Annotated in this window: 20 protein-coding genes; 14 read left to right on the top strand and 6 right to left on the bottom strand. The window is 42.1% G+C overall.

Features of this window, described 5'->3' with window-relative positions:
- Positions 1–6 precede the first annotated feature (6 nt).
- Positions 7–1,212 (top strand): sodium ion-translocating decarboxylase subunit beta, encoded by a 1,206-nt coding sequence (locus WFY05_RS11640; protein WP_340113024.1) that lies wholly within the window; start codon positions 7–9, stop codon positions 1,210–1,212.
- 132 nt (positions 1,213–1,344) lie between these two features.
- On the opposite strand, the gene WFY05_RS11635 is transcribed toward WFY05_RS11640, so the two are convergent.
- The 3 genes from WFY05_RS11635 to lacZ all read right to left on the bottom strand — a co-directional run bounded on the left by WFY05_RS11635 (position 1,345) and on the right by lacZ (position 7,637).
- On the bottom strand, positions 1,345–1,908 hold the full coding sequence (locus tag WFY05_RS11635; protein WP_340113023.1) for a hypothetical protein: 564 nt from the start codon (positions 1,906–1,908) through the stop codon (positions 1,345–1,347).
- A gap of 241 nt (positions 1,909–2,149) precedes the next feature.
- Positions 2,150–4,459, bottom strand: a complete 2,310-nt coding sequence (locus WFY05_RS11630; RefSeq protein ID WP_340113022.1) for a glycoside hydrolase family 20 protein — start codon at positions 4,457–4,459, stop codon at positions 2,150–2,152.
- 25 nt (positions 4,460–4,484) lie between these two features.
- On the bottom strand, positions 4,485–7,637 hold the full coding sequence (lacZ, locus tag WFY05_RS11625) for a beta-galactosidase, LacZ type (protein WP_340113021.1): 3,153 nt from the start codon (positions 7,635–7,637) through the stop codon (positions 4,485–4,487).
- A gap of 278 nt (positions 7,638–7,915) precedes the next feature.
- Here lacZ and WFY05_RS11620 point away from each other — a divergent pair, with 278 nt between their 5' ends.
- The 13 genes from WFY05_RS11620 to WFY05_RS11560 all read left to right on the top strand — a co-directional run bounded on the left by WFY05_RS11620 (position 7,916) and on the right by WFY05_RS11560 (position 22,903).
- The gene (locus WFY05_RS11620) at positions 7,916–9,163 is read left to right on the top strand and encodes a tagaturonate epimerase family protein (protein ID WP_340113020.1); all 1,248 of its coding nucleotides are present in this window, start codon (positions 7,916–7,918) and stop codon (positions 9,161–9,163) included.
- A 52-nt stretch (positions 9,164–9,215) separates the two neighbouring features.
- Positions 9,216–10,616 carry a glucuronate isomerase gene (uxaC, locus tag WFY05_RS11615; protein ID WP_340113019.1) on the top strand — a complete coding sequence of 467 codons (1,401 nt, stop codon included), beginning with the start codon at positions 9,216–9,218 and terminating at the stop codon, positions 10,614–10,616.
- Positions 10,617–10,707: 91 nt separating this feature from the next.
- Positions 10,708–11,808 carry a sugar kinase gene (locus WFY05_RS11610; RefSeq protein WP_340113018.1) on the top strand — a complete coding sequence of 367 codons (1,101 nt, stop codon included), beginning with the start codon at positions 10,708–10,710 and terminating at the stop codon, positions 11,806–11,808.
- Between the two features lie 334 nt (positions 11,809–12,142).
- Positions 12,143–12,814 carry a bifunctional 4-hydroxy-2-oxoglutarate aldolase/2-dehydro-3-deoxy-phosphogluconate aldolase gene (locus WFY05_RS11605; protein ID WP_340113017.1) on the top strand — a complete coding sequence of 224 codons (672 nt, stop codon included), beginning with the start codon at positions 12,143–12,145 and terminating at the stop codon, positions 12,812–12,814.
- A 37-nt stretch (positions 12,815–12,851) separates the two neighbouring features.
- Positions 12,852–13,835 (top strand): TRAP transporter substrate-binding protein, encoded by a 984-nt coding sequence (locus WFY05_RS11600; protein ID WP_340113016.1) that lies wholly within the window; start codon positions 12,852–12,854, stop codon positions 13,833–13,835.
- Between the two features lie 21 nt (positions 13,836–13,856).
- Positions 13,857–14,327 carry a TRAP transporter small permease gene (locus WFY05_RS11595; RefSeq protein WP_340113015.1) on the top strand — a complete coding sequence of 157 codons (471 nt, stop codon included), beginning with the start codon at positions 13,857–13,859 and terminating at the stop codon, positions 14,325–14,327.
- Entirely contained in the window at positions 14,327–15,790 is a 1,464-nt protein-coding gene (locus WFY05_RS11590) for a TRAP transporter large permease (RefSeq protein WP_340113014.1), read from the top strand. Before WFY05_RS11595 ends, WFY05_RS11590 begins: the two co-directional genes overlap by 1 nt.
- A gap of 158 nt (positions 15,791–15,948) precedes the next feature.
- On the top strand, positions 15,949–16,590 hold the full coding sequence (locus tag WFY05_RS11585; RefSeq protein ID WP_340113013.1) for a hypothetical protein: 642 nt from the start codon (positions 15,949–15,951) through the stop codon (positions 16,588–16,590).
- A 14-nt stretch (positions 16,591–16,604) separates the two neighbouring features.
- Positions 16,605–17,645 (top strand): sensor histidine kinase, encoded by a 1,041-nt coding sequence (locus WFY05_RS11580; RefSeq protein ID WP_340113012.1) that lies wholly within the window; start codon positions 16,605–16,607, stop codon positions 17,643–17,645.
- A complete protein-coding gene (locus WFY05_RS11575; RefSeq protein WP_340113011.1) occupies positions 17,620–18,303 on the top strand; it encodes a LytR/AlgR family response regulator transcription factor in 684 nt (227 codons plus the stop codon). The genes WFY05_RS11580 and WFY05_RS11575 overlap by 26 nt, the downstream gene beginning before the upstream one ends.
- A 170-nt stretch (positions 18,304–18,473) precedes the next feature.
- Positions 18,474–19,172: a hypothetical protein gene (locus tag WFY05_RS11570; protein ID WP_340113009.1), complete on the top strand. Its 699-nt coding sequence runs from the start codon at positions 18,474–18,476 to the stop codon at positions 19,170–19,172.
- Positions 19,173–19,398: 226 nt separating this feature from the next.
- The gene (locus tag WFY05_RS11565) at positions 19,399–21,150 is read left to right on the top strand and encodes an ABC transporter ATP-binding protein (RefSeq protein ID WP_340113008.1); all 1,752 of its coding nucleotides are present in this window, start codon (positions 19,399–19,401) and stop codon (positions 21,148–21,150) included.
- Positions 21,140–22,903, top strand: coding sequence for an ABC transporter ATP-binding protein (locus WFY05_RS11560; protein ID WP_340113007.1), 1,764 nt, complete (start codon positions 21,140–21,142; stop codon positions 22,901–22,903). Before WFY05_RS11565 ends, WFY05_RS11560 begins: the two co-directional genes overlap by 11 nt.
- 9 nt (positions 22,904–22,912) lie before the next feature.
- On the opposite strand, the gene WFY05_RS11555 is transcribed toward WFY05_RS11560, so the two are convergent.
- From WFY05_RS11555 to WFY05_RS11545, 3 genes are read right to left on the bottom strand one after another with little or no spacing between them, the layout of a single operon-like run.
- Positions 22,913–24,001, bottom strand: a complete 1,089-nt coding sequence (locus WFY05_RS11555) for an AMP-binding protein (RefSeq protein ID WP_340113006.1) — start codon at positions 23,999–24,001, stop codon at positions 22,913–22,915.
- Positions 23,980–25,029 (bottom strand): o-succinylbenzoate synthase, encoded by a 1,050-nt coding sequence (locus WFY05_RS11550; protein WP_340113005.1) that lies wholly within the window; start codon positions 25,027–25,029, stop codon positions 23,980–23,982. Before WFY05_RS11550 ends, WFY05_RS11555 begins: the two co-directional genes overlap by 22 nt.
- Entirely contained in the window at positions 25,026–25,934 is a 909-nt protein-coding gene (locus tag WFY05_RS11545) for a 1,4-dihydroxy-2-naphthoate polyprenyltransferase (protein ID WP_340113004.1), read from the bottom strand. Before WFY05_RS11545 ends, WFY05_RS11550 begins: the two co-directional genes overlap by 4 nt.
- Positions 25,935–25,936: the final 2 nt, after the last annotated feature.

Here is a 25,936-nt window from a genome sequence, read left to right as displayed (position 1 = left end):
CAATTTATGGACATATTAAGAGAACTGTTTAACATGACAGCTTTTAGCGCCATTACCTGGCAAACGCTGATCATGTGGGCAATAGGTTTTGTGTTGTTGTACCTCGGCATAAAAAAGGGATACGAACCCTTGTTGCTGGTTCCAATAGCTTTTGGAGTTTTACTGGCCAACTTTCCCGGAGGACAAATGGGAGTTGTCGATCCTCAGTTGATTGAACTGGAAGGGCATCGTTATATGAACCTGTTTGAGATTGCGCATGAATACGGGATCATGAATTACCTGTATTATTCATTGATCAAAACCGGGCTTTTACCTCCGATTATTTTTATGGGAGTGGGAGTATTAACCGATTTTGGCCCGATGTTACGCAACCTGAAACTGGCGTTTTTTGGAGCGGCTGCCCAGATCGGTATTTTCAGTATACTGGTGGCTGCTGTGGCAGTTGGTTTTACCCCAAAAGAAGCTGCTTCGCTGGGTATTATTGGTGGTGCCGACGGGCCTACCGCCATTTATACAACCATTAAACTGGCTCCGCATTTGCTTGGGCCGATCGCTATTGCTGCTTATTCCTACATGGCGCTGGTGCCGGTAATTATTCCTTTAGTGGCACGTTTGCTCATTTCTAAAAAGGAATTTACCATCAACATGAAACAGATGGATAAAATGTATCCGGCGAAATATGAGATCAAAAATATTAAAGCGGCTAAAATTATTTTCCCGATTGCTTTAGGAACTCTGTCTGCAGTTTTGGTGCCATCGTCGGTACCGCTGCTCGGTATGCTGCTTTTTGGTAACCTGATCAAAGAGATCGGCTCATCAACAAGTCGTTTGGCTGACGCTGCCCAGGGACCGATCATGAATACGGCTACTATATTTTTGGGACTTACCGTTGGCGCAACGATGACGTCGGAGGTGTTCCTGACAACAAAAACGATAGGTATTGTAGTTGGCGGTTTTGTGGCTTTTGCCATTTCCATTGCCGGTGGTATTCTGGCTGTAAAAATTTACAATACGTTTTCGAAAAAGAAGATCAACCCATTGGTTGGGGCTACCGGATTAAGTGCTGTGCCCATGGCATCGCGGGTGGCAAACGAACTGGCATTGAAATACGATAAAAAGAACCACATCCTTCAATATTGCATGGCCAGCAATATCTCCGGGGTGATTGGATCTGCAGTTGCGGCAGGTGTTTTAATATCCTTTTTGCTGTAACACCGATTTTTAGTTATATGAATTAGAAAAATGGGGTAGCCGCTTGGTTATCCCATTTTCTGTTTTTAGTGATGAATAGTTGTTAATTCTATTACGAGAACAACACATAGTGGTATAACAGCCAGTCAATATCTACTCTGGTAAGTACTTCGGTACAGGTATCATAATATGTACGTAAGGTGTACCACTCCACATTATCCATGGGCCACCGTTATCTGAATTTGTTGGTAGTCCTTCAAGAATCGATTTGTCAGGTGAAACAACTACAATGTGTGGCACTTGTACCTCCATCCATTCGTTTTCTGGTGACGGACCAGTATCATACGGATTTGCATTACTCCTTGGAGCTCCTCCCTGCAAAAAATAGCCAAACCCGGTTTGTGTTATTTTGGGGTCCCTTTTTTCCGCTATAGCAGTAAACAGTTCAATCATTTGAGCATCCACACACATGGGATTATGTCCTGGCATGTGAGGGTTGTCAGGCAGACATGTCCATTCATTTGTGCCTTGACGTAAAATTACTTTGTCACCACCGGGTTCTGCCGGATAATTAAGTATAGTTGCATTTGCTGAAATTGACGGTGGGGCTGCACTCATGGCTTCTTCGATCTTCCTTTTTACCTCCTCGCTTTGTGCCTCTGCACAGAGATTCTCAAACCCGATTAGAATTAACGCTAGAACTGCCAGTATTTTCATCTTTCTATAAATTTCTACAAAAAACATACTAAAAGGTATGAATTATAAAAAAGAAAGACAAACCAGCCTGGACCTGAATTGGATATTTTCAGTTTACAGCTTATTATTAAACAATGTTTTGGCTTGTTGAATACAGATATGAGGAACCTCTAAAATTAAAAAAGAAATGGGACAACCGTCAGGTCATCCCATTTTCTGTATTTGGTAGTGACAAACTACCGATTGCTATTTAACTATTAATCTATTCAATTGTAATTTCGTCGACAAATAACCAGGCTGCTTTTCCTTCGCCGGCATGTCCTTTTGGACAGGTTCCCAGATTCTTCAGTGTTACGCGAACATAGCGTGCCGAAGTTTTCTTTTTTACTTCCAAATCCTGTATCTGTCGTTCTCCATCGTCTGGACTCACTTTATTTTTCACCCGGCCAATTTGCCTGAAATTTTGATTGTCGTCAGAAGCTTCAACGATTAATTCTGTTGGGTAAAAAATCCAGGCTCCGGAATTCTGCAATACTCCGGTACTGACTTTCGATATTGATTTCTTTTCACCCAAATCGATTGTAGCCACCATGTCGTCGCCATTAAAACCTTTCCAGTTTCCGTCGCTATGGTTAATACTGCCCTTAATTCCGTTAACGAGGGCAAGATCGCCATCTGCATCGTAATATTTACTGTTCGGAAATTTTAAAGTCACCGGGCATGCAATGGCTTTATGAATAAAGAATTTTGTTGCCAATGCTTTCGACATTGGTTTTCCGTTTTCAACAACAACTGCTTTTACCGTAGCGGTTTTGTCAATTTCAAAAGGCCCCGTGTATTTCTTTGAACCGGCGTCCGGTTCGCTTCCATCAGTGGTGTATCGTATCTCGGGTTTCCATGCTTCCGTGGACAATTTTACACTGATTGTTTTCTTGTCCACATTCAATTCCGGATCAGCTGATACCTGGAAAGCACTGTTTGCATAATTTACTCCCAGTTTTTCGAAACGTTGGTATTGAGTTTCCATTCGCTGAGAGAAATCTCCCCAATCCTTCGATCCTGCAAGTGACCATAAAACCTCGGACAGCGCAGACATTCGCGGCATAATCATGTATTCCACCTGTTTCCCATCGGGTATGTATTCGGTCCATACGTTTGCCTGGGCACCCAGAATGTGTTGAGCCTCTTTTTCGTTTAACTCTTCGGGTATCGGTTCAAAACTGTACACTTTTTTTAGGGTAGTCATACCTCCCCAGGCTTTGGGTTCCAGCGACGGATCGCCTTGATAATGATCGAAATAACAATGCGATCCCGGAGACATTACTACATCATGACCTGATTTAGCGGCCTTTATTCCCGGGCCTGAGCCTTGCCACGACATTATCGTTGCTGATGGATCTAATCCTCCCTCCAGAATTTCGTTCCAGCCAATAAGCTGTCTTCCTTTGTTGTTCAGAAATTTCTCGATGCGTTTGATAAAGTAGGCTTGAAGTTCATGTTCATCTTCCAGACCTTCTTCTTTCATACGATTCTGGCATAATTCGCATTTCTCCCACTCGGTTTTGGTTGCTTCGTCGCCGCCAATATGAATGTAGGTGGATGGGAAAAGTTGCATCACTTCGCTCAACACGTCCTCAAGAAAGTGAAAAGTTTCATCTTTACCCGCACAGAAAATATGGGTGATTGGCCACACACCACCTGAAGGAACCGGAATATATTCGCCACTGCATGAGTATTCGGGATAGGCTGCCAATCCTGACATGACGTGCGCAGGCATTTCAATTTCCGGTACAATTATAATGTGTTTTTTTTGTGCGTAAGCTACCACCGATTTTATTTCCTCCTGCGTGTAAAATCCACCGTATTTTGGCTCATCCTTTTTCACCGGTCCTTTGCGTGCATCCCATGCCAGGTTTTCACGATCCGCACGCCAGGCACCTACCTCTGTCAGTTTTGGATATTTTTTGATTTCAATTCTCCAACCCTGGTCGTCTACCAAATGCCAGTGGAAAACATTCATTTTGTGAAGCGCGATGTAATCGATGTACTTGTAAATGAATTCAACCGGCATAAAATGTCTTGACACATCGAGGTGCATACCACGCCAGTTAAAACGCGGATAATCGGTGATCTCGCCACATGAAAGTGTTTTTCCGTCGGATGCTGTAAGCATTTGCCAAATGGTTTGCATTCCGTAAAATAAACCGGCAGTGGTGTTAGCATTTAGAAAAACACGATCGTTCCTGATTTTCAGTTGATAACCTTCGGCACCAATTTGTTCGTTAAACGGCTGGTTGAGTTGGAGGAGGATGTTTCCTTTTATATTGCTGCTATTTGGACTATTTACCGGTAAGTTTAATCCACTTGCATCGGAAATTAATTGAACAGCGAGATCTGACAACACTTTTTTGTCTTGTGTATCCTGATCGAAAAGTAACTGCGTTGAACTTTTCAAAGTAAAATTCCCGTCATGTTTTTCGGCTTTGACCGGTTTTGGAATAATGTCCATTGTTTGTGCGTATACTGCTGCATTAAACAGGAGTATCGCCAATAATAAAATCTGTTTTCTCATTTCGTATTATTTTCAATCAAATGTTTTAAAATACAGGTTCAATTGTAAATCCAAATTCATAATCCTGTGCAGGAAGCGAATATTCTTTATACGGACGAGCCCCCCATGAGTTATCACCGGCAACTCCCATTTGTTTCAGATCGGTGGTAATAAACACACCGTCGCGTTTAACAATGTCGTTGGTGTGGCGGTAATCCTGCATGTCTTCCATGTCGAAATCCTTGATCGGGTTGTGCAGTGCTGAGAAGCCGATTGGAGCATCTCCGGTAACGCGCAGACCAAATCCGTTTTCATTTCTTAACTCAAACCAGCGAACACCGGTTTTGTTGCCATTTTCCTGCGGACGCACATATTTAAAATACTGGTGGGCAACCTTGCTGTTGTAAATTCCAACAAATGCACTCCGGTTTCTGTCGATGTAATTTTCCTGTGGACCGCGGCCATAATATTCCAGGTTGTCGAAATTCACCGGCATTTCCCAGCGCATTCCAAAACGTGGCAGGTCCGGAATTTCTTCGCCGTTGATTGAAATGGATGAATGAACTTTTATTTTTCCATCGTTTGAAACGGCATAAGTTACATCCTGTTTTGCATCCACCTGATCTAATGAGTAATTAACGGAGATAATAACTTCGATACCGGAAGTTTGCTCTAAAGTTGTCTTACTCGGCTTAACTCCGCGCGAAACTTCGCGCCAGATTCCAAGACGGTCCAACATTCTGCTTCCTTTATCGTTGTCGTTTGCAGGGCGCCAGAAATTAACCTGTGGCCCGCTTTTAATCAGTTCAACGCCGTTGATCACGTACGAAGAAATTGTTCCGCTTACCTTGTCAAAAGTCAACTCGAAGTTTTCGCCTTCAACTACAATGTTGCTATGAGTTTCTTCGGTCTCCAGTTCGCTGTGGAATCCTTCAGAATCTGAAGCCGCATAATTACCTTCCATTTTAAATTGCTCGTGTGCCACCTCAAAACCTGCAGGACGGAATGGTTTGTCTACTTTCAATTTCACCGAAAAGTCGATAAAACGTTCAATGCTTGGCAATAAGGCAATTTGAGGAACAGGAATAATCAATACCTGACTTTCGCCGGGTTTAAGATTAATGTTTTCGAATGTTCCGCCGAATTTTTTAATTCCGTTGTCTGAGATGGTCCATGAAATTTCGTAATCGCTCAGGTCGATAAAATCGTGGTAGTTGGTCACTTTGAAACCTTCATCTGTCTTATTGAAAAGTACATACTGGTAGGCATATTTAACTTCCCAAATGGCCGGGTGCGGCGTGTAATCGGCCGAGATAATACCGTTGCAAACAAAGTTATTGTCGCTTGGCATGTTCTCGCCATAATCGCCACCATATGCCCAAAACTCGGTGCCGTCAGCAGCTTTTTTTACAAGTGCCTGATCGATCCAGTCCCAGATGTATCCACCCTGTAACTGGTCGTTACGGTCTTCGTTGAACACATCCCAAAGATCGGCCAGGTTACCGTTGCTGTTTCCCATAGCATGAGAATATTCGCTGGAGATAAACGGTTTTGGCTGCTTTTCCTTTTTGTAATTCTCCAATGTATGAACACCGGGATACTGCGGACAAAAAATGTCGGTATTATCGCCCATAATTGCACGCTCGTAATGAATAGGACGCGAAGGATCGCGCTCCTTGATCGCTTTGTAAACTTCGCTGAAAACTACACCATCACCTGCTTCATTACCCATCGACCAAACAATGACACTCGGATGATTTTTGTCACGTTCTACCATCCGTATGTTTCTATCCACGTGCGCTGCTGTCCATTCCGGCTTTTTTGCCAGCGAATGTTCGCCGTAGTACATCCCGTGCGACTCGATATTGGCTTCGTTAGTGACATAAAGACCATACTCGTTACAAAGGTCGTAAAAGCGCTCGTCGTTGGGGTAGTGGCTCGTACGTACCGCGTTAATATTGAATTGCTTCATCAGTGCGATCTCTTTTATCATAGCCTCTTCGCTGATCACGTGGCCGTTGTATTGATCGTGTTCGTGTCGGTTTACACCTTTAATTGCAACGGGAACTCCGTTGATGTAAAAAATAGCATCGATGATCTCTATTTTGCGGAAACCTATTTTTGCGCTAACTACCTCGGTTGTTTCTCCCTCTGCGTTTTTCAAGCTGATCACAAGTGAATACAGATTAGGAGTTTCGGCAGTCCATTTTAAAGGATTTTCAATTTCTTTAGAGAAATTAAGCTGAAGGTCTTCTTTCTTATTGATTTTGGCTTCCTGCTCATCTTCAGCAATCAAACCACCTTTTGAACCAAGAATCTGGTATTGTACACTATAATTACCCGAGCGTAGTTTTGAAACCTGGTTCTTCAGATCAACGTCAAGGTTGAACAGGCCGTTTTTATATTCTGAATCAAGATTGGTTTTGGCAAAGAAATCGCGAATCCGAACCTGTGGAGTAGAGTAGAGGTAAACATCGCGCTCGATTCCGCTGATGCGCCAGAAGTCCTGGCATTCGAGGTACGAACCATCTGACCAGCGATACACCTCGGCAGCAACAACATTTTCACCTTCCTGTATATAATCGGTAATGTCCCATTCGGCAGGTGTTTTACTGCCCTGACTGTAACCCACTTTTTGGCCATTGATCCAAAGGTAAAAAGCTGATTTTACCGCACCAAACTGGATAAAAACACGTCTTCCGTCCCACGAGTCAGGAATGTTAAATGTTCTCCTGTAGGAACCTACCGGGTTGTAATCGTGAGGCACCTGTCCTGGATTAGCCGGGTAAAGATCGTCGATGAATTCGATTTCATTAGAAACCGGCGCTTTGTGATCGGCAAATTCATATTGGTGATTCACATAGATCGGAACACCATAACCTTCCAGTTCCCAGTTCGAAGGAACCGTGATATCATCCCAGTTCGAAACATCAAAATCGGGTTGATAAAAATTAATCGGGCGATCGGCAGGCTTGCGTACCCAGTTGAATTTCCAGGTGCCGCTTAAGGTTTGGTAAAATACCGATTGATGATTTTTTTGGGTTAAGGCTTCTTCAACGTTCCTGAATGGCATTAAAGTAGCATGTGGTTTTTCCTTGTTCAAGTCAAAAACAGCAGGATTTTCCCAATCTGGATTCTCTTGCTGAGCAAAACTGCTCAGACTAAACAGAAGGATGTAAAGTGCGGTTATTGTTTTCATTGATTTAAAATTATTTCAAAAGTATTTAATCTGAATATTATTAATTTACAAAGATAGAATTTCCCCTGAAATTTTCCGATGTCCTTGAACTTTTCAAAAGGTTTTAAAAACGTGAAAAATTAATGATTGCTGTATTGTGTTGAAAATTATTGTGTTATGTTTGATTTGAGCGCTTGAAAAACAGCATTTAATTTGCCAGATTCAAAATATAGTTCTATTTTCGTGCACGTACACGGAAATCAAAAACAGTAAATAATAATCACAATCTAAGCTACAGCATGGAATTAGGAAAATACAGCTTTGGAGTGGGCGACCGCTTCAATCATGAAGGCGAAGCACAGCTGAGTGCATTAATTACCGCCACCTCAAATGGAGTAGAAATTACACCTGTTTGGAACAAGTCGAACCGCGAACATCAGATTGTTCATTCAGAACCGGAAGGAACACGAATTGAAGCGGACAGCGCCGTTAAAAATCTAGGCTGGGAAGGGCCATTTTGTGTGGATGCCGATCATATCAATCTTACCAATGTGGATCGTTTTATCGAACATTCCGATTTTTTTACGCTCGATGTTGCCATGTACATTGGTAATGATAGTTCGGCTGAAGATATTGCGGCTTTCAAGAAGTCGTGTGAAGCTTTTGGCGATAAAGTGGAAATTCCCGGAATTGATGAGCCAATTGCAGTAAGCGATTCACTTCTAAACGAGGTGACTAAAAAATTTCTGGCTGCCGTTAAAGAAGCCGGGAAAATTTACCGGCATATTGAAGCCGTCAAAGGCAAAGGTAACTTCGTAACGGAGGTATCGATGGATGAGGTGGAATCGCCACAAACTCCGGTAGATATGTTCTTTATCCTGAAAATGATTGCCGACGAAAAAATTCCGGCCCAAACCATTGCGCCTAAATTTACCGGCCGCTTTAATAAAGGTGTCGATTATGTTGGCGATACGGTTCAATTTGCCAAAGAATTTGAACAGGATCTGATGGTGATTGATTATGCAGTTAAAAACTTTGGACTGCCGGCAGATCTGAAATTGAGTGTTCACTCGGGTTCAGACAAATTCACCATTTACCCGATCATGGCCGAGATTATTAAAAAACACGATAAAGGACTTCATGTAAAAACAGCCGGTACAACCTGGTTGGAAGAAGTTATCGGTCTGGCCATTTCAGGCGACGAAGGTTTGGCGGTTGCCAAAGACATTTATAAAAAAGCTTTGGGCCGTAAAGATGAACTCTGCGGACCTTATGCCGATGTGATCGATATCGACGACAGTCAGCTTCCGTCAGTTGAAGAAGTAAAAAGTTGGTCGGGTGAGAAATTCGGAAACACATTACGTCATATTCCCGGACATCCGGATTATAACCCGAACTTTCGACAACTGATCCATGTCGGTTACAAAGTAGCTGCCGAAATGGGAGAAACTTACACCGATTTGCTGAAGAAAAATGCTGAAGTAGTTGGCGGCTGCGTGGAAGAGAACATTTACGAGCGTCATTTAAAAAGATTATTCGATTTATAATAACTCCGGACTTCGGGCTTTCAACTTCCGACTTCCGACTTAATTCTTCATTATGAAACCTTTTATGGACAAAGATTTTCTTTTGCAAACCGATGTTGCAAAGGAATTATACCATAATCATGCGGCTAAAATGCCGATCTTTGATTATCACTGTCACATCAATCCAAAAGAAATAGCCGAAGACAAACAGTTCAAAAATATAACTGAAATCTGGTTGTACGGCGACCATTATAAGTGGCGCGGAATGCGTACCAACGGAGTTGATGAACGTTACTGTACCGGTGACGCTAGTGATTGGGAGAAATTTGAAAAATGGGCCGAAACAGTGCCACATACACTTCGTAATCCATTGTATCACTGGACACACCTGGAACTGAAAAGATTTTTTGGCATTGAAAAACTACTGAGTCCGGAAACGGCGAAAGAGATTTGGGACGAATGTAATGCCAAATTGCAAACACCTGAATATTCGTGCCGCGGCATCATTAAAAAAGCCAATGTGCATACCATTTGTACAACTGATGATCCGATTGATTCGCTGGAATATCATCGGGCAATTAGAGCCGATGGTTTTGAAACCAAAGTTTTGCCGGCCTGGCGTCCGGATAAAGCAATGGCAGTAGAGAATACCGGGGCTTACAACGAATACATCATTAAACTGGAAGAAGCGGCCGGGATGAATATTTCATCGTTCGAAGACCTAATGGCTGCCCTGCATAAACGTCATCAATTTTTCCACGACAATGGCTGCCGGTTGAGTGATCACGGTATTGAAACTGTAATTGCGGAAGACTATACTGCGGCTGAAATTGAGCAGATCTTTGCGAAGATCAGGGGAGGAGCCGATTTGGAAAAAGCTGAGATCATGAAGTTCCAATCGGCCATGTTGTACGAATTCGGAATTATGGATCACTCGCGCGGATGGACACAGCAGTTTCATATTGGTGCTTTACGAAACAACAATACACGCCTGTTCAATAAACTTGGTCCCGATACCGGTTTCGATTCGATCGGCGACTTTGAAGTGGCTCGTCCTTTGTCTAAACTGCTTAATCGTCTTGACCTCGAAGACAAACTCGGCAAAACCATTTTATACAACCTGAATCCTCGGGATAATGCCTTAATTGGTACCATGATCGGAAACTTCCAGGATGGTTCAGTTCCGGGGAAAATTCAATTTGGTTCGGGTTGGTGGTTTCTCGATCAGAAGGACGGTATGGAGCAACAAATGACTGCACTTTCAAACCTGGGGCTTTTGAGTCGCTTTGTAGGAATGCTCACCGATTCAAGAAGTTTCTTATCCTATACACGTCACGATTATTTTAGAAGAACACTTTGTAATTTGATTGGCAGAGATGTTGAAAACGGAGAAATTCCATATGATATGGACTTGCTGGGTACCATGGTTGAAAACATCTGTTTCAACAATGCGAAGGAGTATTTTAAGTTTTAGTAAATAAGCTTGAAAAATCAATCGGTTTTGCGGCAAAAATAGTGTGAACTATTATTTTTGCAATCGATTGCATAAAATTAAAAACTAGATCATGGCCAAATTGGAGATTAAATCGAAATCAGAATGCACTTATGATTGCATTTCACTTGGTGAAGTTATGTTGAGACTCGATCCGGGTGAGGGGCGAATTCGTACAACACGTCAATTCAGAGCCTGGGAAGGCGGCGGTGAATATAATGTCTCCCGTGGACTGAGAAGGTGCTTTGGGAAAAAGACGGCTATTGTAACTGCACTTGCCGATAATGAAGTTGGCGCATTAATTGAAGACTTTATGCTTCAGGGCGGGCTGGATACCCAGTTTGTGAAGTGGGTGGAATATGATGGCTGTGGTCGAACTGTTCGAAACGGACTAAATTTCACCGAAAGAGGTTTTGGAATTCGTGGAGCAAAAGGAGTTTCCGACCGAGGTAATACTGCAGCTTCACAATTAAGACCCGGTGATATTGACTGGGAATACATTTTCGGAACACTTGGTGTGCGCTGGATGCATACCGGTGGTATTTTTGCTGCGCTCTCTGTAACCGCAGCTGAAACGGTTATCGAGGCAGTGAAAATTGCTAAAAAGCATGGCACTATCGTCTCTTACGATTTAAATTACCGTCCGTCGCTTTGGAAAGCCATTGGCGGGGAATCAAAAGCACAGGAAGTAAACCGTGAGATTGCCAAATACGTGGATGTGATGATCGGTAACGAAGAAGATTTCACTGCTTGTTTGGGACTGGAAGTTGAAGGTAACGACGAAAACCTGAAAGAGCTGGATTTTTCGGGCTACAAAGGTATGATCAGGAGTGCGATCAAAGAATTTCCGAACTTCCAGGTCATTGCAACTACTTTGCGCACAGTAAAAACAGCCACCGTAAATTCATGGGGGGCAATTTGTTATTCCGAAGGTGAAATTCATGAAGCACATCACCGCGAAGATCTTGAAATAATGGATCGTGTTGGTGGTGGCGACAGCTTTGCATCCGGTCTGATTTATGGTTTCCTTGAGTTTAATGACGGAGCCTTAGCTGTTGAATATGGGGCTGCACACGGTGCTTTGGCCATGACCACTCCGGGTGATACCACCATGGCCACTTTATCGGAAGTGGAAAAAATCATTGGTGGCGGTAGCGCGCGCGTTGACCGATAAAAGGTTCGAAGTAGGAAGCTGGAAGAACGAAGAAAAAACGTTCCTAAATCCCTTAGGGATTAGATTTTGGTAGCCCCGTGCTTTAGCGCGGGGATAATAAACAATAACGAAATACGGCGCATCCAAAAAGTGTTCTGAAAATGATGGTTGCATGTGCCGTAACGTTAAATCGTCGATTAAATAAAACGTTCTAAAGATATTTTGTGGAGAATGAAATTACCCCGTGATTTATCAAATAAATTGAAAATCTTGTCACCCTTTTTTCGGGGGATAATTGGGGTTTGTAAGCTCCGGATGAAATTAAGAAAAGTATAACTGAATCAATAATAAAGAAATGGCTCAATTTTCAAGAATAGAAGTTGCATTAACAATGAAGGAAACCGGAATGGTACCGGTTTTTTACCATAAAGACGCAGAGGTTTGTAAAAACGTGGTAAAAGCCTGTTACGATGGTGGTGTTCGTTTGTTCGAATTCACTAATCGTGGCGATTTTGCCATCGAGGTTTTTTCCGAAGTAACAAAATGGGCAATCAAAGAATGCCCTGAAATGATCATGGGCGTTGGTTCTGTAATCGATGAAGCTACAGCAGCCTTGTACATCGCAAATGGAGCCAACTTTATTGTTGCTCCACTAATCGACGAAGCAACTGCAAAAGTTTGTAACAAGCGGAAAATTGCCTGGAGTCCAGGTTGTGGTTCGGTAACCGAAATTGGCCGTGCTCATGAATTGGGAGCTGAGGTGGTTAAAATCTTCCCCGGATCGCAGGTAGGAGGACCAAGTTTTGTGAAAGCGGTTAAAGGTCCAATGCCCTGGGCGAGTATAATGCCAACAGGAGGCGTTTCGCCCGACGAGGAAAACCTGAAACTTTGGTTCGATGCGGGTGTAACCTGTGTGGGAATGGGATCGCAATTATTCCCGAAAGATGTGCTGGTAGATAAAAATTATGGCTACATTACCGAAAAATGTGCAAACGCACTAAGCATTATCGCAGCGCTAAAGAAGTGATGTAACGGAGCTAAAAAGACGATCAAATAAAATACCTATGATAAAAAACAAAATAAAGCTGCTTTTTGCTGTTCTGCTGCTGGTCCCATTTATGGGCTGCCAGAACACGGAACACCATAAAGTACTGAAACTGGCGCATGGCTTGGATCCCTCGCATCCGGTGCACAAAGGCATGGTCTTTATGGCTGAGCGTTTGGCCGAAAAATCCGACGGACAACTTACTATCGATATTTATCCCAGCGGACAGTTGGGATCGGAACAGCAATGTGTAGAACTCCTGCAGATCGGAAGTCTGGCGATCACTAAAGTGTCGGCAGCCGTTATGGAAAGTTTTACACCTAAATTTAAAGCACTGGGACTACCCTATGTATTCCGTACGAAAGAGCATTCTTTTAAAGTATTCGATGGCGAAATTGGAAAGGAATTGTTGTTGGGAACCGAAGAGTTTTGGATTCGTGGACTGTGTTTTTATGATGCCGGATTTCGGAGTTTTTATACCATTAATAAACCCATTCTCACACCCGACGATCTTACAGGCTTAAAATTGAGGGTTATGAAAAGCCAGTCGGCTATGGAAATGGTTCGTGCGCTGGGTGGTTCACCAACTCCAATTTCGTGGGGTGAATTGTATACCGCTCTGCAGAGTGGTGTAGTTGATGGTGCCGAGAACAATCCGCCCAGTTTATATACTTCACACCACTACGAAGTTTGTAAAGAATATTCATTGGATGAACACACTTGCGTTCCCGACGTACTAATCATTAGTACCAAAGTGTGGAACAATTTAACCGGGCAGGAACAAAAATGGTTGCAGGAAGCTGCTGACGAATCGGTTGCGGTTCAACGGAAATACTGGGCCGAATCTGTGGAAGAATCATTACGCGAAGTTCAAAAAGCTGGTGTAACCATACACCATCCCGATAAAAAATTATTTGCTGATAAAGTACAGCCACTTTTGGATAAATACAGGCAGGATGAGGTGTTGGGAGATTTGCTCCGCAGAATTGAAGCCGTGAAATAACAACAAATCAAACTTATTGAAATGACGCTAAGACAACGTATTGATAAAGTAATTGAAATTGTACTGGTGGCCATTATGAGCATTCTGGTTATCGACGTGCTTTGGCAGGTTTTTAGCCGCTACGTGCTTGCCGCTCCGAGTTCATTTACCGATGAGCTGGCCGGTTTCCTGTTAATATGGGTTGGTTTGCTGGGAGCAGCTTATGTTGCCGGTAAAAACGAACACCTGGCCATCGACCTCATGCTTCAAAAAATGAAAGGTGCAAAGCGTCGTCGACTTCAAATTATCATAAATACAATTGTTGGCGTATTTGCCCTTTTTGTGATGGTAGTTGGCGGCACATGGTTGGTATATACCCGTTTTTATTTGGGTGTAAAATCGGCTGCGCTGGCACTGCCGCTGGGCTATGTTTACCTTATTCTACCCATCAGTGGTATACTTGTGATCTACTATGTAATCGATAATTCACTTAACCAAAAAATTGAAGCATAATGGAATTTCTGGGAGTAATCGTTCTGGTCGTTAGTTTTATTTTCTTGCTGGTAATTGGAGTTCCAATTGCTTTTAGTATTGGCATTTCGGGTATTCTTACCATGCTGGTAACCATTATGCCTGTTCCGGCAGCAACTACTTTTGCTCAGCGAATGGCAACTGGACTCGATAGTTTTGCACTGCTGGCCATCCCTTTCTTTATACTAGCAGGAAATATCATGAATAAGGGAGGAATAGCCATCCGGCTCATTAATTTTGCGCGTGTTATTGTTGGTCGCTGGCCTGCTGGTCTGGCCTTTGTTAATGTTTTTGCCAACATGTTATTTGGCGCTATCTCCGGTTCTGCTGCCGCCTCTGCTTCTGCTATCGGAAGTATAATGATGCCTGAACTCAATAAAGAAGGTTACGATAAAAACTTTAGTGCGGCGGTTAATATTACTTCTGCAACAACAGGGCTTTCTATTCCGCCAAGTAATATTCTAATCGTTTATTCGCTGGCGAGTGGAGGTGTTTCCATAACTGCATTATTCTTAGCTGGTTATGCGCCGGGTATCCTTACCGGTTTGGGAATTATGGCTATGGCCTTGGCGATGTTTTCCTACAAACAGTTTGGAATGAAAGGCATGGTACGAAACGTTTCGAAATTCTTTGCCGTTCTTTTTGCTTTGGCACTGATCGTGATAGGAATGATTAAAGTGAAATCGCTGGTTTCGCCCGGTGCCGCAAGCTTAATTTACGGTGGTTTGGGAGCTGTCTTTGTTGCCTTTTTCGCGTATTATGCGAGCAAGCATAAGCAGGGTGCCAAACGTGCCTTAAAGACATTTTTAAGTGCTTTCCCTAGTTTGATGCTGCTGGTCATCGTAATCGGTGGAATTGTAGCAGGATTCTTTACGGCCACCGAAGCTTCTGCAGTAGCTGTGCTTTATGCATTGATCCTCGCTTTTGTTTATCGCGAATTAACCTGGAAAGACCTTCCCGATGTGATTCTTCGTTCGGTAAAAACAACGGCTTTTGTATTGCTTTTAGTGGCTACCTGTATTGGCCTGTCGTGGATTATGGCCTACGAAAATATTCCACAGAATGTTAGTGAAGCCCTGTTGGCGCTGAGCGATAATAAATTTGTGATTTTATTGATCATTAACCTGATTCTGCTGTTTGTGGGAGTGTTTATGGATATGACACCGGCGGTATTGATCTTTACACCAATATTCCTGCCTATTGTGACCAACCTCGGTCTCGATCCCGTTCATTTCGGAATCATTATGGTATTGAACCTAAGCGTTGGACTTGGTACTCCGCCGGTAGGATCGTTGCTTTTTATCGGATGCAGTGTAAGTGAGGTGAAGATAGAAACAGTAATAAAACCATTGTTGCCGATGTTTGTGGTGATGATTGTAGCCTTGTTGCTGGTTACTTACATTCCTGAAATTTCGATGTGGCTACCGGATAGTTTAGGATTCTGATAGGTTAAACTACATTAAATTAGCACGGGGAGAACCGGTCTGTTTGCGATAGATCGGTTCTTTTCTTTTTCAACGATGATTTACTTCACCTCAACGAAAAAATTCTGTATTAACATGGTTTGGATTTACCTTTGAATTGAACGTAAAAAATCGGAATTATGAAGTCACGAAAATTTGTTCTAATTGCAGCACTGGTATTTATTTTCTCGGGGTGTGTGGTATATTCTTTTTACCCGCTTTATACCGAAAAAGATCTGTTTCCCAACGAAATTCTGACCGGCCAGTGGCTGGAGACGGATAATGATGACGCGACATTTGAAAATGCTAATGGAATATGGACCTTCGAGCATCCATACATCAATAAAAAGAAAAGCGATGAAAGAGACAGCCTTTCGTATGTTCTGACATTAAAACAAAAGGAAGACGGTAAATATTTTGAATCGGTTTTCGATGTGCACGTTATTGAACTCGGGGGCGATTATTTCCTCGATTTTTATTTGCGCGATTTTTTGGAAGGGAAAGAACTTACTCTCGACAATTTTCATATAATACCGGTGCATACCTTTGCAAAACTTACAGTTACTGATTCGGGTTTGTTTATCAACTGGTTCGATCCGGAGTGGCTGGAAGATCTGGTTCGCCAGAATAAAATTCGGATCCATCACGAAGATAATGACGATTTTATTTTGCTGACAGCCAAACCAAAGGAACTTCAAAAGTTTGTAACAAAATATGTAAATTCGGAGGAAGCATTTGAGGATGGACTTCAGGTAGAACTCATCCGAAATAAAAATCAATGATCGGATCTTTAAAAATGAATTTACAGGACTTAGTTCGAAATCGGGTATTGCGGCACATTTTGTTTTGGTGCCTGTCGTTTCTAATTTTGTTGAATATTTTAAAAGTATCAGTTGAAGTTAAACCGATCGATCTTATTTATACCGCAATTTTCCACATCCCGATTATTGCGGTAGTTTACATCAATTTGCAGGGGCTGATACCATGGTTTTTCGAACGCCAAAAATATTTACAGTACAGCGCTTTGGTAATTACTCTAGTGGCTTGTGGCGCCGGATTTTATCTTCTTCTGTTTGATAAATGGATCGATTTTATATTCAGAGGTTACTATTTTATTGCATTTTACAGTTTTTGGGATATCTCTCTGTATTTTGCCATTTACTTGTTGTTAACCAGCTTGCTGCACCTGGCAAGAGGATGGTTCCGCTTGCAGGAAATGGAAACCGAGAAACAAAAAGCCGAGCTCAAAGCCTTGCAAACACAGATCAATCCACATTTTTTATTCAATTCGCTAAACAGTATTTACTCTCTGTCCCGGAAAAGCTCGAAACAAGTACCCGATAAAATTGTGCAGTTGAGCGATCTGCTTCGACATATTATTTACGATTCGGAGCGGGATTTTATACCGCTTGAAAAGGAAATCCGGATGATCAGGAATTACATTGAATTACAAAATCTGAGAACCTCCGAAACCCGGCGGATCAGTTTTGAATTGGAAGGCGATTTAAGTGGTAAATCGATTGCGCCTATGGTGATACTTCCGTTTATTGAAAACAGCTTTAAGCACGGTTTAAAAGGTGGCGCCGACAATGCTTTTGTGAACATCAGAATTAAAACGTTTTCGAAAAGCCTTAACCTGGAAATAGAAAATAGCAAAGGGAAAGCGATTGAACCGGAATCCATGAACCGTGGGATTGGTGTTGAAAATGTGAAAAAAAGGCTCGACCTGATTTATCCGGGGCGACATAAGTTGAAAATAAAAGATGAAAGCGAATCGTTTAAAGTACATTTGCGAATAGAATTGACTGAAAATGAAGCTGAATTGTCTGGTAGTTGATGATGAACCTCTTTCGCAGGAAGTGATCGTGGATTTTGTGAAACTTTGTCCCGAGTTGAACCTGGCAGGAGTTGCCGATGATGCTTTGGAAGCGGGCGAAATGCTTAAAAACGATACAATCGATCTCCTTTTTCTCGATATAAACATGCCAAAATTAAGTGGCCTTGGATTGATTAAAAGTCTGCAGGAAGTGCCGCTTTTCATTTTTGTAACCGCTTATCCCGAATACGCTGTCGAGGGTTTTGAGGTTGATGCAGTGGATTTCCTGTTAAAACCTGTTTCTTTCGACCGGTTCCGAACTGCAGTAAATAGGGCTGTCGAGCGTTTTAAGGCAAAAGATGAAAACACGGCCGGACACATTATGCTCCGGGCCGATAAAAAGAATTATCGCGTCGAGTTCAATGAAATTCATTTTCTGGAAGCGCAGGGTGATTATGTGCGATTTATTACCGAAAAACAAAATTTAACTGTCCACGGTAAACTTAAGAATTTTCTGGCAGAATTGCCTTCCGGACTTTTCGAGCGCATTCACAAGTCGTATGTAATCGCATTAAACAAAGTGGAATACCTCGAAGGAAACCGGGTAAAAGTAGGCGATCATAAACTTCCTGTTAGTCTCAATTTCAGAGAAAACCTAAACAAAAAACTTCATCCTTAGTTGTACGTATAAACGGTGACCGGTATCCCATATTAAATGGCTACAATGCCGAAAACTCATGGAAGAAATCACACGAAGTAATTTTATGTAATTGTGGCTGTTTTTCAAGCTTGCCGTAAGTTTATATTTGGCTATATTTGACGCCGTTTTTAGGAAGTTTTTTAATTATAATGAGATTTTTGCGATCAATATACATCATCATCTTTTCCTTGGTTCTACATCAAACTACACTTGCTCAAGTTCGTTTAGATGAGGTGGATACTACAAAAATTGAATTACCGAGTATCATAAAATACTTACATCGTCAAACCGATCGGGGGATCGAAACTTTTGCCGATATTCAGCCGTCAATAGAACCGGGGCAGAGTATTGATAATTACCACATTATAGACCGCGAATTTCTGATCAAAGACAGTATTGACAGAGTTTGGGACATTTATGTGAATTCAGGTTTGCAACGTGCCTGGAGCACCCGCAAAATACATTATGGCTTTTCCTATTCACGCGACGATGATCACATTTATTATAAAAATGATCCTGTCGGTGGTGTTATTCCGGGACTGATCGTTTACCTCAACCTCGACCTGTTGTTTGGCGTTAAAAACCTGGCGATGGCTTTTGAAGTTACCCGTGTCGATCCGGAAAACAAAGTGATCGAGTTTAGTTACCTGAAAGGCAATGAAACGGAAGGGAAACAACAACTCATTTTTGAATCAACACCAAAAGGCAATACTCTGATTGCTCATCTTAGCTATTACCAAAGCCGTATAAAAACACGCGATAAAGTGTATCCGCATGTTCACGCTACGATCATCAACCGCTTTCACCGAAATATGAAACGGATTTATAAAGAAAAAACAGAAGATTAGGAAATATCCTACTGAATGTTCCTGAATAAATCCAATTACATTTTAATGATACATTTCTCTGAACTTTTATTTGGTGAGTTGGTTTAACAAGCTGAACTGAAAGTTGGCAAAGACGAATGAAATGATGTACAGTCAGGTTAAAACTGAGTAATTTTACTCACCTTTTGCAGGATTGATGCAGTCGAAGGTACATTTTGATTTACTTTGCAGAACAACACGATTTTTCATGGCAGGGAACAGGAAAGCAGACAAAAACAAAACAGGAAATGGCCGGATGGGTATGTTCAAATTATTGAAGCCCTACAAAAAAATGATTGTTTTACTGATCATTTTTGCGCTCGCCGGTAATGCTGCCAACCTTGTTATTCCCCGAATAATTGCACACGGAATTGATTCCTACACCGCCGGCAATTATGTTTTTAAAACCATTCTTACTGAATTTTTGATCGCTGCCGGAATTATCTTTCTGTTTACCATTTTACAAACCATCGTACAAACTTATGCTTCCGAAAAAGTAGGATTCGATCTTCGGAAGAAACTTTCGGATAAAATTTCGCGTCAAAGTTTTTCGTTTATTGAAGAAGCTAATCCTTCTAAATTATTGACCAACCTGACTTCGGACATGGATTCGATAAAAATGTTCGTTTCGAATGGTGTGGCCTCCATTGTTTCGTCGGTGTTCATGATCATTGGTACTTCTGTATTTCTGCTCATCATCAACTGGCGGCTGGCCATCCCGGTTTTATTTCTGATTCCGGCTGTGGGCGTTAGTTTCTTTATTATCCTGAAAAAAGTACGGGTGCTTTTTAAACGCAGTCGCGAAGTGATCGACTGGTTGAATAAGGTCATTAACGAAAGCATCTTGGGAGCCGCAATCATACGTGTCATTAATTCACAGCAGTTGGAATACAGGAAGTTTTTAAATGCCAGTGCCGAATCGCGCGATATCGGTATTTCTATTGTAACGCTTTTTGCCACACTCATTCCTATGATCACATTTTTTGGAAACCTGGCAACGCTGACCATCCTGATTTTAGGTGGTCATTTTGTGATCACGGATAGGTTGTCGCTTGGTGATTTTGCGGCATTCAACAGCTATGTAACCATTCTTATTTTCCCGATCATCGTAATTGGTTTTATCAGCAATCTCATTGCGCAGGCATCAGCTTCATACGAGCGGATAAAATCGGTTTTAGACAAGGAAGATACAGCCGATACCGGAACGATTGAAAAGCAGCTTGAAGGTAATATCGAGCTTAAAAATATTAGTGTTTTGTATGATGACAAACCGGTGTTGAAAGATGTTTCATTTCAGGTTAAACACGGAACGCGCACCGCTGTAATCGGGCCAACAGCGGCCGGTAAAACACAATTGCTTTATCTGCTCACGGGGCTAATAAAACCAAATTCCGGCGAAGTGCTTTTTGATGGAGTAAATCTGAAGGAATACAAAAAAGAGACTTTTCATAACCAGATCGGAATTGTATTTCAGGACAGTGTAATGTTTAATCTTTCGGTACGCGAAAACATTGCCTTTAACGATCAGGTTAGTGATGAAGACCTGAGATTAGCTATAGAAACAGCTGAACTGAAAGAATTTATTGATGTGCTTCCCAAACATCTCGATACCTTAGTATCTGAACGCGGGACCAGCCTTTCAGGCGGACAAAAGCAACGAATAATGCTGGCGAGGGCGCTGGCACTGAATCCCGGCATTTTACTGCTCGACGATTTTACAGCGCGTGTCGATCAGCAAACTGAGCAAAAGATCCTGCGTAACGTATACGTAAATTATCCCGGTTTAACTTTGATATCAGTGACACAAAAGATCAGCCCGGTAAAGGATTTCGACCAGATAATTCTGCTGATGGAAGGAGAGTTGATTGCCTCAGGAAAACATCAGGATTTGCACGAAACATCGCCCGAATATGTACAGATATACGAATCTCAAAAAAGTACCAGTCATTATGAGGTATAATCTGAACGAAAAAGAGGAGGTTCAAAAGAAGAAAAGGCTGGGCTTTAAATCGGTAAAAAGTCTGATCGCTCATATGGTGGCGGAGAAGAAAATTTTGATCGTAGCTTTTGTGGCTATGGTTATAACAGCGGTGCTTAATCTGGTTGGGCCGATCATCATCGGTAATACCGTTGATAATTACATCCAAACCAGTCAGTTCAGGGGTGTTTTAATTAATGGTGGTATTTTATTGGCAACCTACATTGTAGCCCTGTTTGCCGGTTACCTTCAAACGCGTTTAATGGGATCGGTAGGTCAGCGCATGCTGTATAACCTGCGAAATTCGGTTTTTAATAAACTGCAGGAATTGCCTTTCGATTTTTTTAACCAGAATAAAACCGGCGACCTGATTTCAAGGATCAACAACGATACCGACAAGATCAACCAGTTTTTTTCGCAGTCGCTCATGCAGTTTCTGCGTATTATCCTGGTGATGATCGGTTCGGGAATATTTCTGATCTCCATTTTTTGGGAACTTGGATTAGCAGCATTGGCCCCGGCTGTTCTGATCTGGCTGTTTACCCGCATCTTTTCTCCCTGGGTGAAAAAGAAGAATGCCGAAAGCCTTAAAAGTGTGGGCAACCTGAGTTCCGAAGTACAGGAAAGTCTGAATAATTTTAAAGTAGTTGTGGCATTTAACCGCCGCGATTATTTCCGGGAACGTTTTAATGAAGTCAATCAGGAGAATTATAAAGCTGCCGTGAAAGCCGGAATCGCGAACAATCTGTTTTTACCGGTTTACACGCTGTTCTCAAATTTTGGTATGCTGATCGTTTTGGCACTGGGAATTTATTTTATTTCAGTTGGTGAGTTTACAGTGGGTTTACTGATCAGTTTTATTGCTTACGTGAACAGCTTTTACAATCCACTGAGGCAACTCGCTTCACTGTGGTCCAACTTTCAATTGGCTCTGGCAGCCTGGGATCGGATTCGGAAAATCCTGGAGCTCGAAAATAACATGCCTACTGTTTCGTCGAATGGTGTTGATGATACGGCCACTCTGGTTTCATTTCGTGAGGTTTTCTTTTCCTATCCGGGCGGGAGTGAGGTACTTCACGATATTACCTTCAACCTGAAAAAGGGAAAAACGTATGCATTTGTTGGACCTACCGGTGGCGGAAAAACAACGACGGCTTCACTGATCGCGCGTTTGTACGATGCAACAAAAGGAACCGTTCTGCTCGATGGACACGATATTCGTTCGTTTTCGGCCGAAGAACGGAGCAAACGTATAGGTTTTATTTTGCAGGATCCTTTCCTGTTTAGTGGAACAGTTCGCGAGAATATTTTGTATGGAAATGAAGAATATGCAAAAATCAGTAATGAAGAGTTAAAAAAGATTTTTCATGACACCGGCCTCGAACTTTTGTTGCAACGCTTTGAAAAAGGATTGGAAACCCGTGTTGATGTCTCGGGCGACGGTATAAGCCTTGGACAAAAGCAGCTTATCGCTTTCATGCGTGCGGTATTGCGGAAACCCGATCTGCTAATACTTGATGAAGCAACTGCCAACATCGACACAGTGACCGAAAAACTGCTGGATGATATCATCCAGAAATTACCCAATTCAACTACAAAGGTGATCATTGCGCATCGGTTGAACACCATTGCGAACGCCGACGTAATTTATTTTGTAAATACGGGGCAGGTTACCCGTGCAGGATCGCTCAAAGACGCGGTGAATATGCTCATGAAAGGGAAAATGGCGAGCTAGTTAAGTGACTCAAATTAATCTCAGAAGTGCTTCTCTGTCCACTTTAAAAGACTTGTTCCGGGGAAATTCTTTAACAGAATAAATTTGTTTGGGTAACATTTTCTTATTAAAATGCGGTTTCAGTTGACTTATTAAATCCTCACTGTTTTTTTGTGAAGTAGATTCCACAATCAAAATCATTTTTTGACCAAGTAACTGATCGGGAATACCCATTACAACACAAGGCAATTTTAGTTTTTCACTAAACTGTTTTTCAAGCATCTCTGGCTGAATTTTAATACCTCCCGAATTAATTACATGATCGTATCTTCCCAGCCATTTAAACCGGTTGGGAGCAAGTAATTCGACGCGGTCGTTGGTGATTACTTTTTCGGGTAAATAAGCGGCTTCAATAACCAGGCATTCTCTTTTATCCATTGAAAGATTTACCTCCGGCAAGGCTGTAAAAATATCGTTTGCTGTTTCTCCGTTCAACATTTTCAATGCAACATGCGAGCAGGTTTCCGCCATCCCGTATGTTTCGTAAACCTGCGTATCTACTTCTTGCAAAAGTTTTTTCAATTCTAAACCGGTTTCGGCTCCACCAAGTATCAGTGTTTTTAAATTTGGCCACTTTTCTTTTTCCAGAAGTTGTGTGGCTTGCATCGGCACCATAGCACAAAAATCGATCTTTGCCAAGCCGGAAAGTTTGGGTGTCCCTAATGGTTCAACAAAATGCAGGTTTAATCCACCAAGTAGTGCACGAACCATCATCATTTTCCCGGCAATGTATCGAATGGGCAGACAAAGTACTGCTACATCATTCTCTTTTAGCTGAAAAAAATCGATGGTGTTTTTAGCTGATGTCAGCATAGCGGTTTTCGGAAGTTCAATACTTTTTGGAGCTCCGGTCGTTCCCGAAGTTTGCTGCAAAATGTATTCTGAATCCGATAGAAAATCAATAATAAACCGATAAACATCCAATTTCCAATCTGGCTCTTTTTCGGCATCAATCTCGTCTTTGCAAAATTGAATCAAATCAGGCAACGCATAATAGCGACTGTTGAGTGTTAGGCCATGTATTTGATTTTCGTTGTTCATAAAGACTCCAGCTTCCATTTTTTATTGGAATTGTAACGGATATAACCTTCCGAAACATAAAGCGGACTTTCAATATTATTCGTAAACAAGGCACCGGTTCCCAGACCTTGAAAATTGGAGGTTCCCAAAGTTGCTGTCCATTGCACAATGGCATTTAGCCCGATGTTAGACTCAAGTGCCGAGGTTATCCACCAGCCTATATTACGATCTTCGGCCAGTGAGATCCACTCCTCTGAAGCTTTAATGCCTCCGGTTAAAGTTGGTTTAAGAATGATGTATTGCGGTTTTATTTCATCCAGAAGTTTTGCTTTTTCGTTATAAGCAGCAATTCCGATCAACTCTTCATCGAGTGCTATGGGAAGTGGTGTTACTGCACATAATCGGCGCATTTCTTTAACCTGACCGGCTTTAATGGGCTGCTCGATGGAATGCAAGTTGAAAGCGGACAGTTTCCCCAGAATTGAAAGTGCATTTATAGCCGGAAATGCTCCGTTGGCATCCACCCTGATTTCGAGTTGTTCTGCCGGGAAACGATCACGAATGGATTGCAAAATATCCAGTTCTGCTTCAAAATCAATTGCCCCGATTTTTAATTTCAAGCAGGTAAACCCGGCTGCCAGTTTTTCTTCTACCTGCTGCACCATAAATTCTTTGCTTCCCATCCAAATCAATCCATTGATAGGAATTCCCTTTTTATCGGATGTAAATTCTGAAGGATAAAGTAATACCGGCGAATTGGAATCTATTCCTTTTAAGGCCGTTTCAAATCCAAACCAAACCGCAGGAAATTTCGACCATTCACTTTGATTGACGGCTTCACCTTTATTTATTTGGCGAACTAGTTTTTTGATCTGCTCTTCCAGTTCAGGGACCGCGTCGGGGCTGAGTTTTGGGATCGGGGCAATTTCTCCTACACCTTTTTTTGACGCATTTTCAGAATCGGTAAGCGTCAGGTAATACACTTCTTTTTCGGTAAGAACACCGCGCGAAGTGCCTGCAGCTTGCTTAAAAAACAAGGTCCGTTTTGAATAGGAAGCTTGTATCATTTTATCAGAAAAATTCCTATGGAGTAGGTGACAGAAAAGAAAAATGTGGTAAGCGCCAGTATTTTAAGTTGATTGTTCAGTTTGTCGGGTACATGGTTTTTGAAGACTTCGTACAAATGAAAGCCGAGGGGAAATATGGAAAGCAAAAACATTAATTGGTACACCGATTGCCAGGTGCGTATTACATAAATCAGCGATAAAACGGGGGAGAGGATGATCAACGAGGCATGATAAACCTTTGCTTTTTGCGAGCCCATTCTCACTACCAATGTCTTTTTCCCGCTGGCTGCATCGTTTTCAATGTCGCGCATGTTGTTCAGGTTCAGCACTCCGGCACTCAAAAAGCCAATGGATGCTGCCGGAAGCAAGAGTAAAGGATCGAAATGATTGGTGTGCAAAAAGTAAGTTCCGCAAACGCCCAGCAGTCCGAAGAATACAAAAACAAATATGTCGCCAAAACCTGAATATCCGTATGGATTTTGACCAACAGTGTATTTTATGGCTGCAACAATGCTGGCAATCCCCAGGACAAAAAACAGAATGATCATTCCGGCGTTGGCCGTTTTTATTCCCGAAAAAATTAGTAATCCACCTGAAATTAGCGACAAGATCACAAAAGTGGCGATCAAACGTTTCATCTCGGTTTTTGAGATTTTGCCCGACTGAACGGTTCTTAGCGGTCCCAAACGCTTTTCGTTATCTGTTCCATGAAGTGAATCGCCAAAGTCGTTGGCAAGGTTCGAAAGAATTTGCAGAAATATGGTGGTAGAAATGGCCAACCCAAACACCAGCGGATTAAATTGTCCGTCGGCATAGGCCAGAAAACTTCCAAGTATTGCACTCGACAATGCCAGCGGCAAAGTACGCAACCTGAAAGCTTCTATCCAGAATTTCAATTTCTCCATGC

This window comes from Maribellus mangrovi (genome assembly GCF_037646455.1).
GTDB lineage: Bacteria > Bacteroidota > Bacteroidia > Bacteroidales > Prolixibacteraceae > Draconibacterium > Draconibacterium mangrovi_A.
The sequence above is the reverse complement of the archived record's forward strand: the minus strand, read 5'-3'. Positions and strand labels throughout refer to the sequence as shown.

What these genes read in the sequence shown, in the direction of transcription:
- WFY05_RS11550 (WP_340113005.1), bottom strand. Translation starts at nt 25,029, where the DNA reads ATGATACAAGCTTCCTATTCAAAACGGACCTTGTTTTTTAAGCAAGCT.
- WFY05_RS11595 (WP_340113015.1), top strand. Translation starts at nt 13,857, where the DNA reads ATGACGCTAAGACAACGTATTGATAAAGTAATTGAAATTGTACTGGTG.
- WFY05_RS11560 (WP_340113007.1), top strand. Translation starts at nt 21,140, where the DNA reads ATGAGGTATAATCTGAACGAAAAAGAGGAGGTTCAAAAGAAGAAAAGG.
- WFY05_RS11585 (WP_340113013.1), top strand. Translation starts at nt 15,949, where the DNA reads ATGAAGTCACGAAAATTTGTTCTAATTGCAGCACTGGTATTTATTTTC.
- WFY05_RS11580 (WP_340113012.1), top strand. Translation starts at nt 16,605, where the DNA reads ATGAATTTACAGGACTTAGTTCGAAATCGGGTATTGCGGCACATTTTG.
- WFY05_RS11575 (WP_340113011.1), top strand. Translation starts at nt 17,620, where the DNA reads ATGAAGCTGAATTGTCTGGTAGTTGATGATGAACCTCTTTCGCAGGAA.
- WFY05_RS11630 (WP_340113022.1), bottom strand. Translation starts at nt 4,459, where the DNA reads ATGAGAAAACAGATTTTATTATTGGCGATACTCCTGTTTAATGCAGCA.
- WFY05_RS11545 (WP_340113004.1), bottom strand. Translation starts at nt 25,934, where the DNA reads ATGGAGAAATTGAAATTCTGGATAGAAGCTTTCAGGTTGCGTACTTTG.
- WFY05_RS11620 (WP_340113020.1), top strand. Translation starts at nt 7,916, where the DNA reads ATGGAATTAGGAAAATACAGCTTTGGAGTGGGCGACCGCTTCAATCAT.
- WFY05_RS11555 (WP_340113006.1), bottom strand. Translation starts at nt 24,001, where the DNA reads ATGGAAGCTGGAGTCTTTATGAACAACGAAAATCAAATACATGGCCTA.
- uxaC (WP_340113019.1), top strand. Translation starts at nt 9,216, where the DNA reads ATGAAACCTTTTATGGACAAAGATTTTCTTTTGCAAACCGATGTTGCA.
- lacZ (WP_340113021.1), bottom strand. Translation starts at nt 7,637, where the DNA reads ATGAAAACAATAACCGCACTTTACATCCTTCTGTTTAGTCTGAGCAGT.
- WFY05_RS11605 (WP_340113017.1), top strand. Translation starts at nt 12,143, where the DNA reads ATGGCTCAATTTTCAAGAATAGAAGTTGCATTAACAATGAAGGAAACC.
- WFY05_RS11570 (WP_340113009.1), top strand. Translation starts at nt 18,474, where the DNA reads ATGAGATTTTTGCGATCAATATACATCATCATCTTTTCCTTGGTTCTA.
- WFY05_RS11590 (WP_340113014.1), top strand. Translation starts at nt 14,327, where the DNA reads ATGGAATTTCTGGGAGTAATCGTTCTGGTCGTTAGTTTTATTTTCTTG.
- WFY05_RS11610 (WP_340113018.1), top strand. Translation starts at nt 10,708, where the DNA reads ATGGCCAAATTGGAGATTAAATCGAAATCAGAATGCACTTATGATTGC.
- WFY05_RS11635 (WP_340113023.1), bottom strand. Translation starts at nt 1,908, where the DNA reads ATGAAAATACTGGCAGTTCTAGCGTTAATTCTAATCGGGTTTGAGAAT.
- WFY05_RS11640 (WP_340113024.1), top strand. Translation starts at nt 7, where the DNA reads ATGGACATATTAAGAGAACTGTTTAACATGACAGCTTTTAGCGCCATT.
- WFY05_RS11565 (WP_340113008.1), top strand. Translation starts at nt 19,399, where the DNA reads ATGGCAGGGAACAGGAAAGCAGACAAAAACAAAACAGGAAATGGCCGG.
- WFY05_RS11600 (WP_340113016.1), top strand. Translation starts at nt 12,852, where the DNA reads ATGATAAAAAACAAAATAAAGCTGCTTTTTGCTGTTCTGCTGCTGGTC.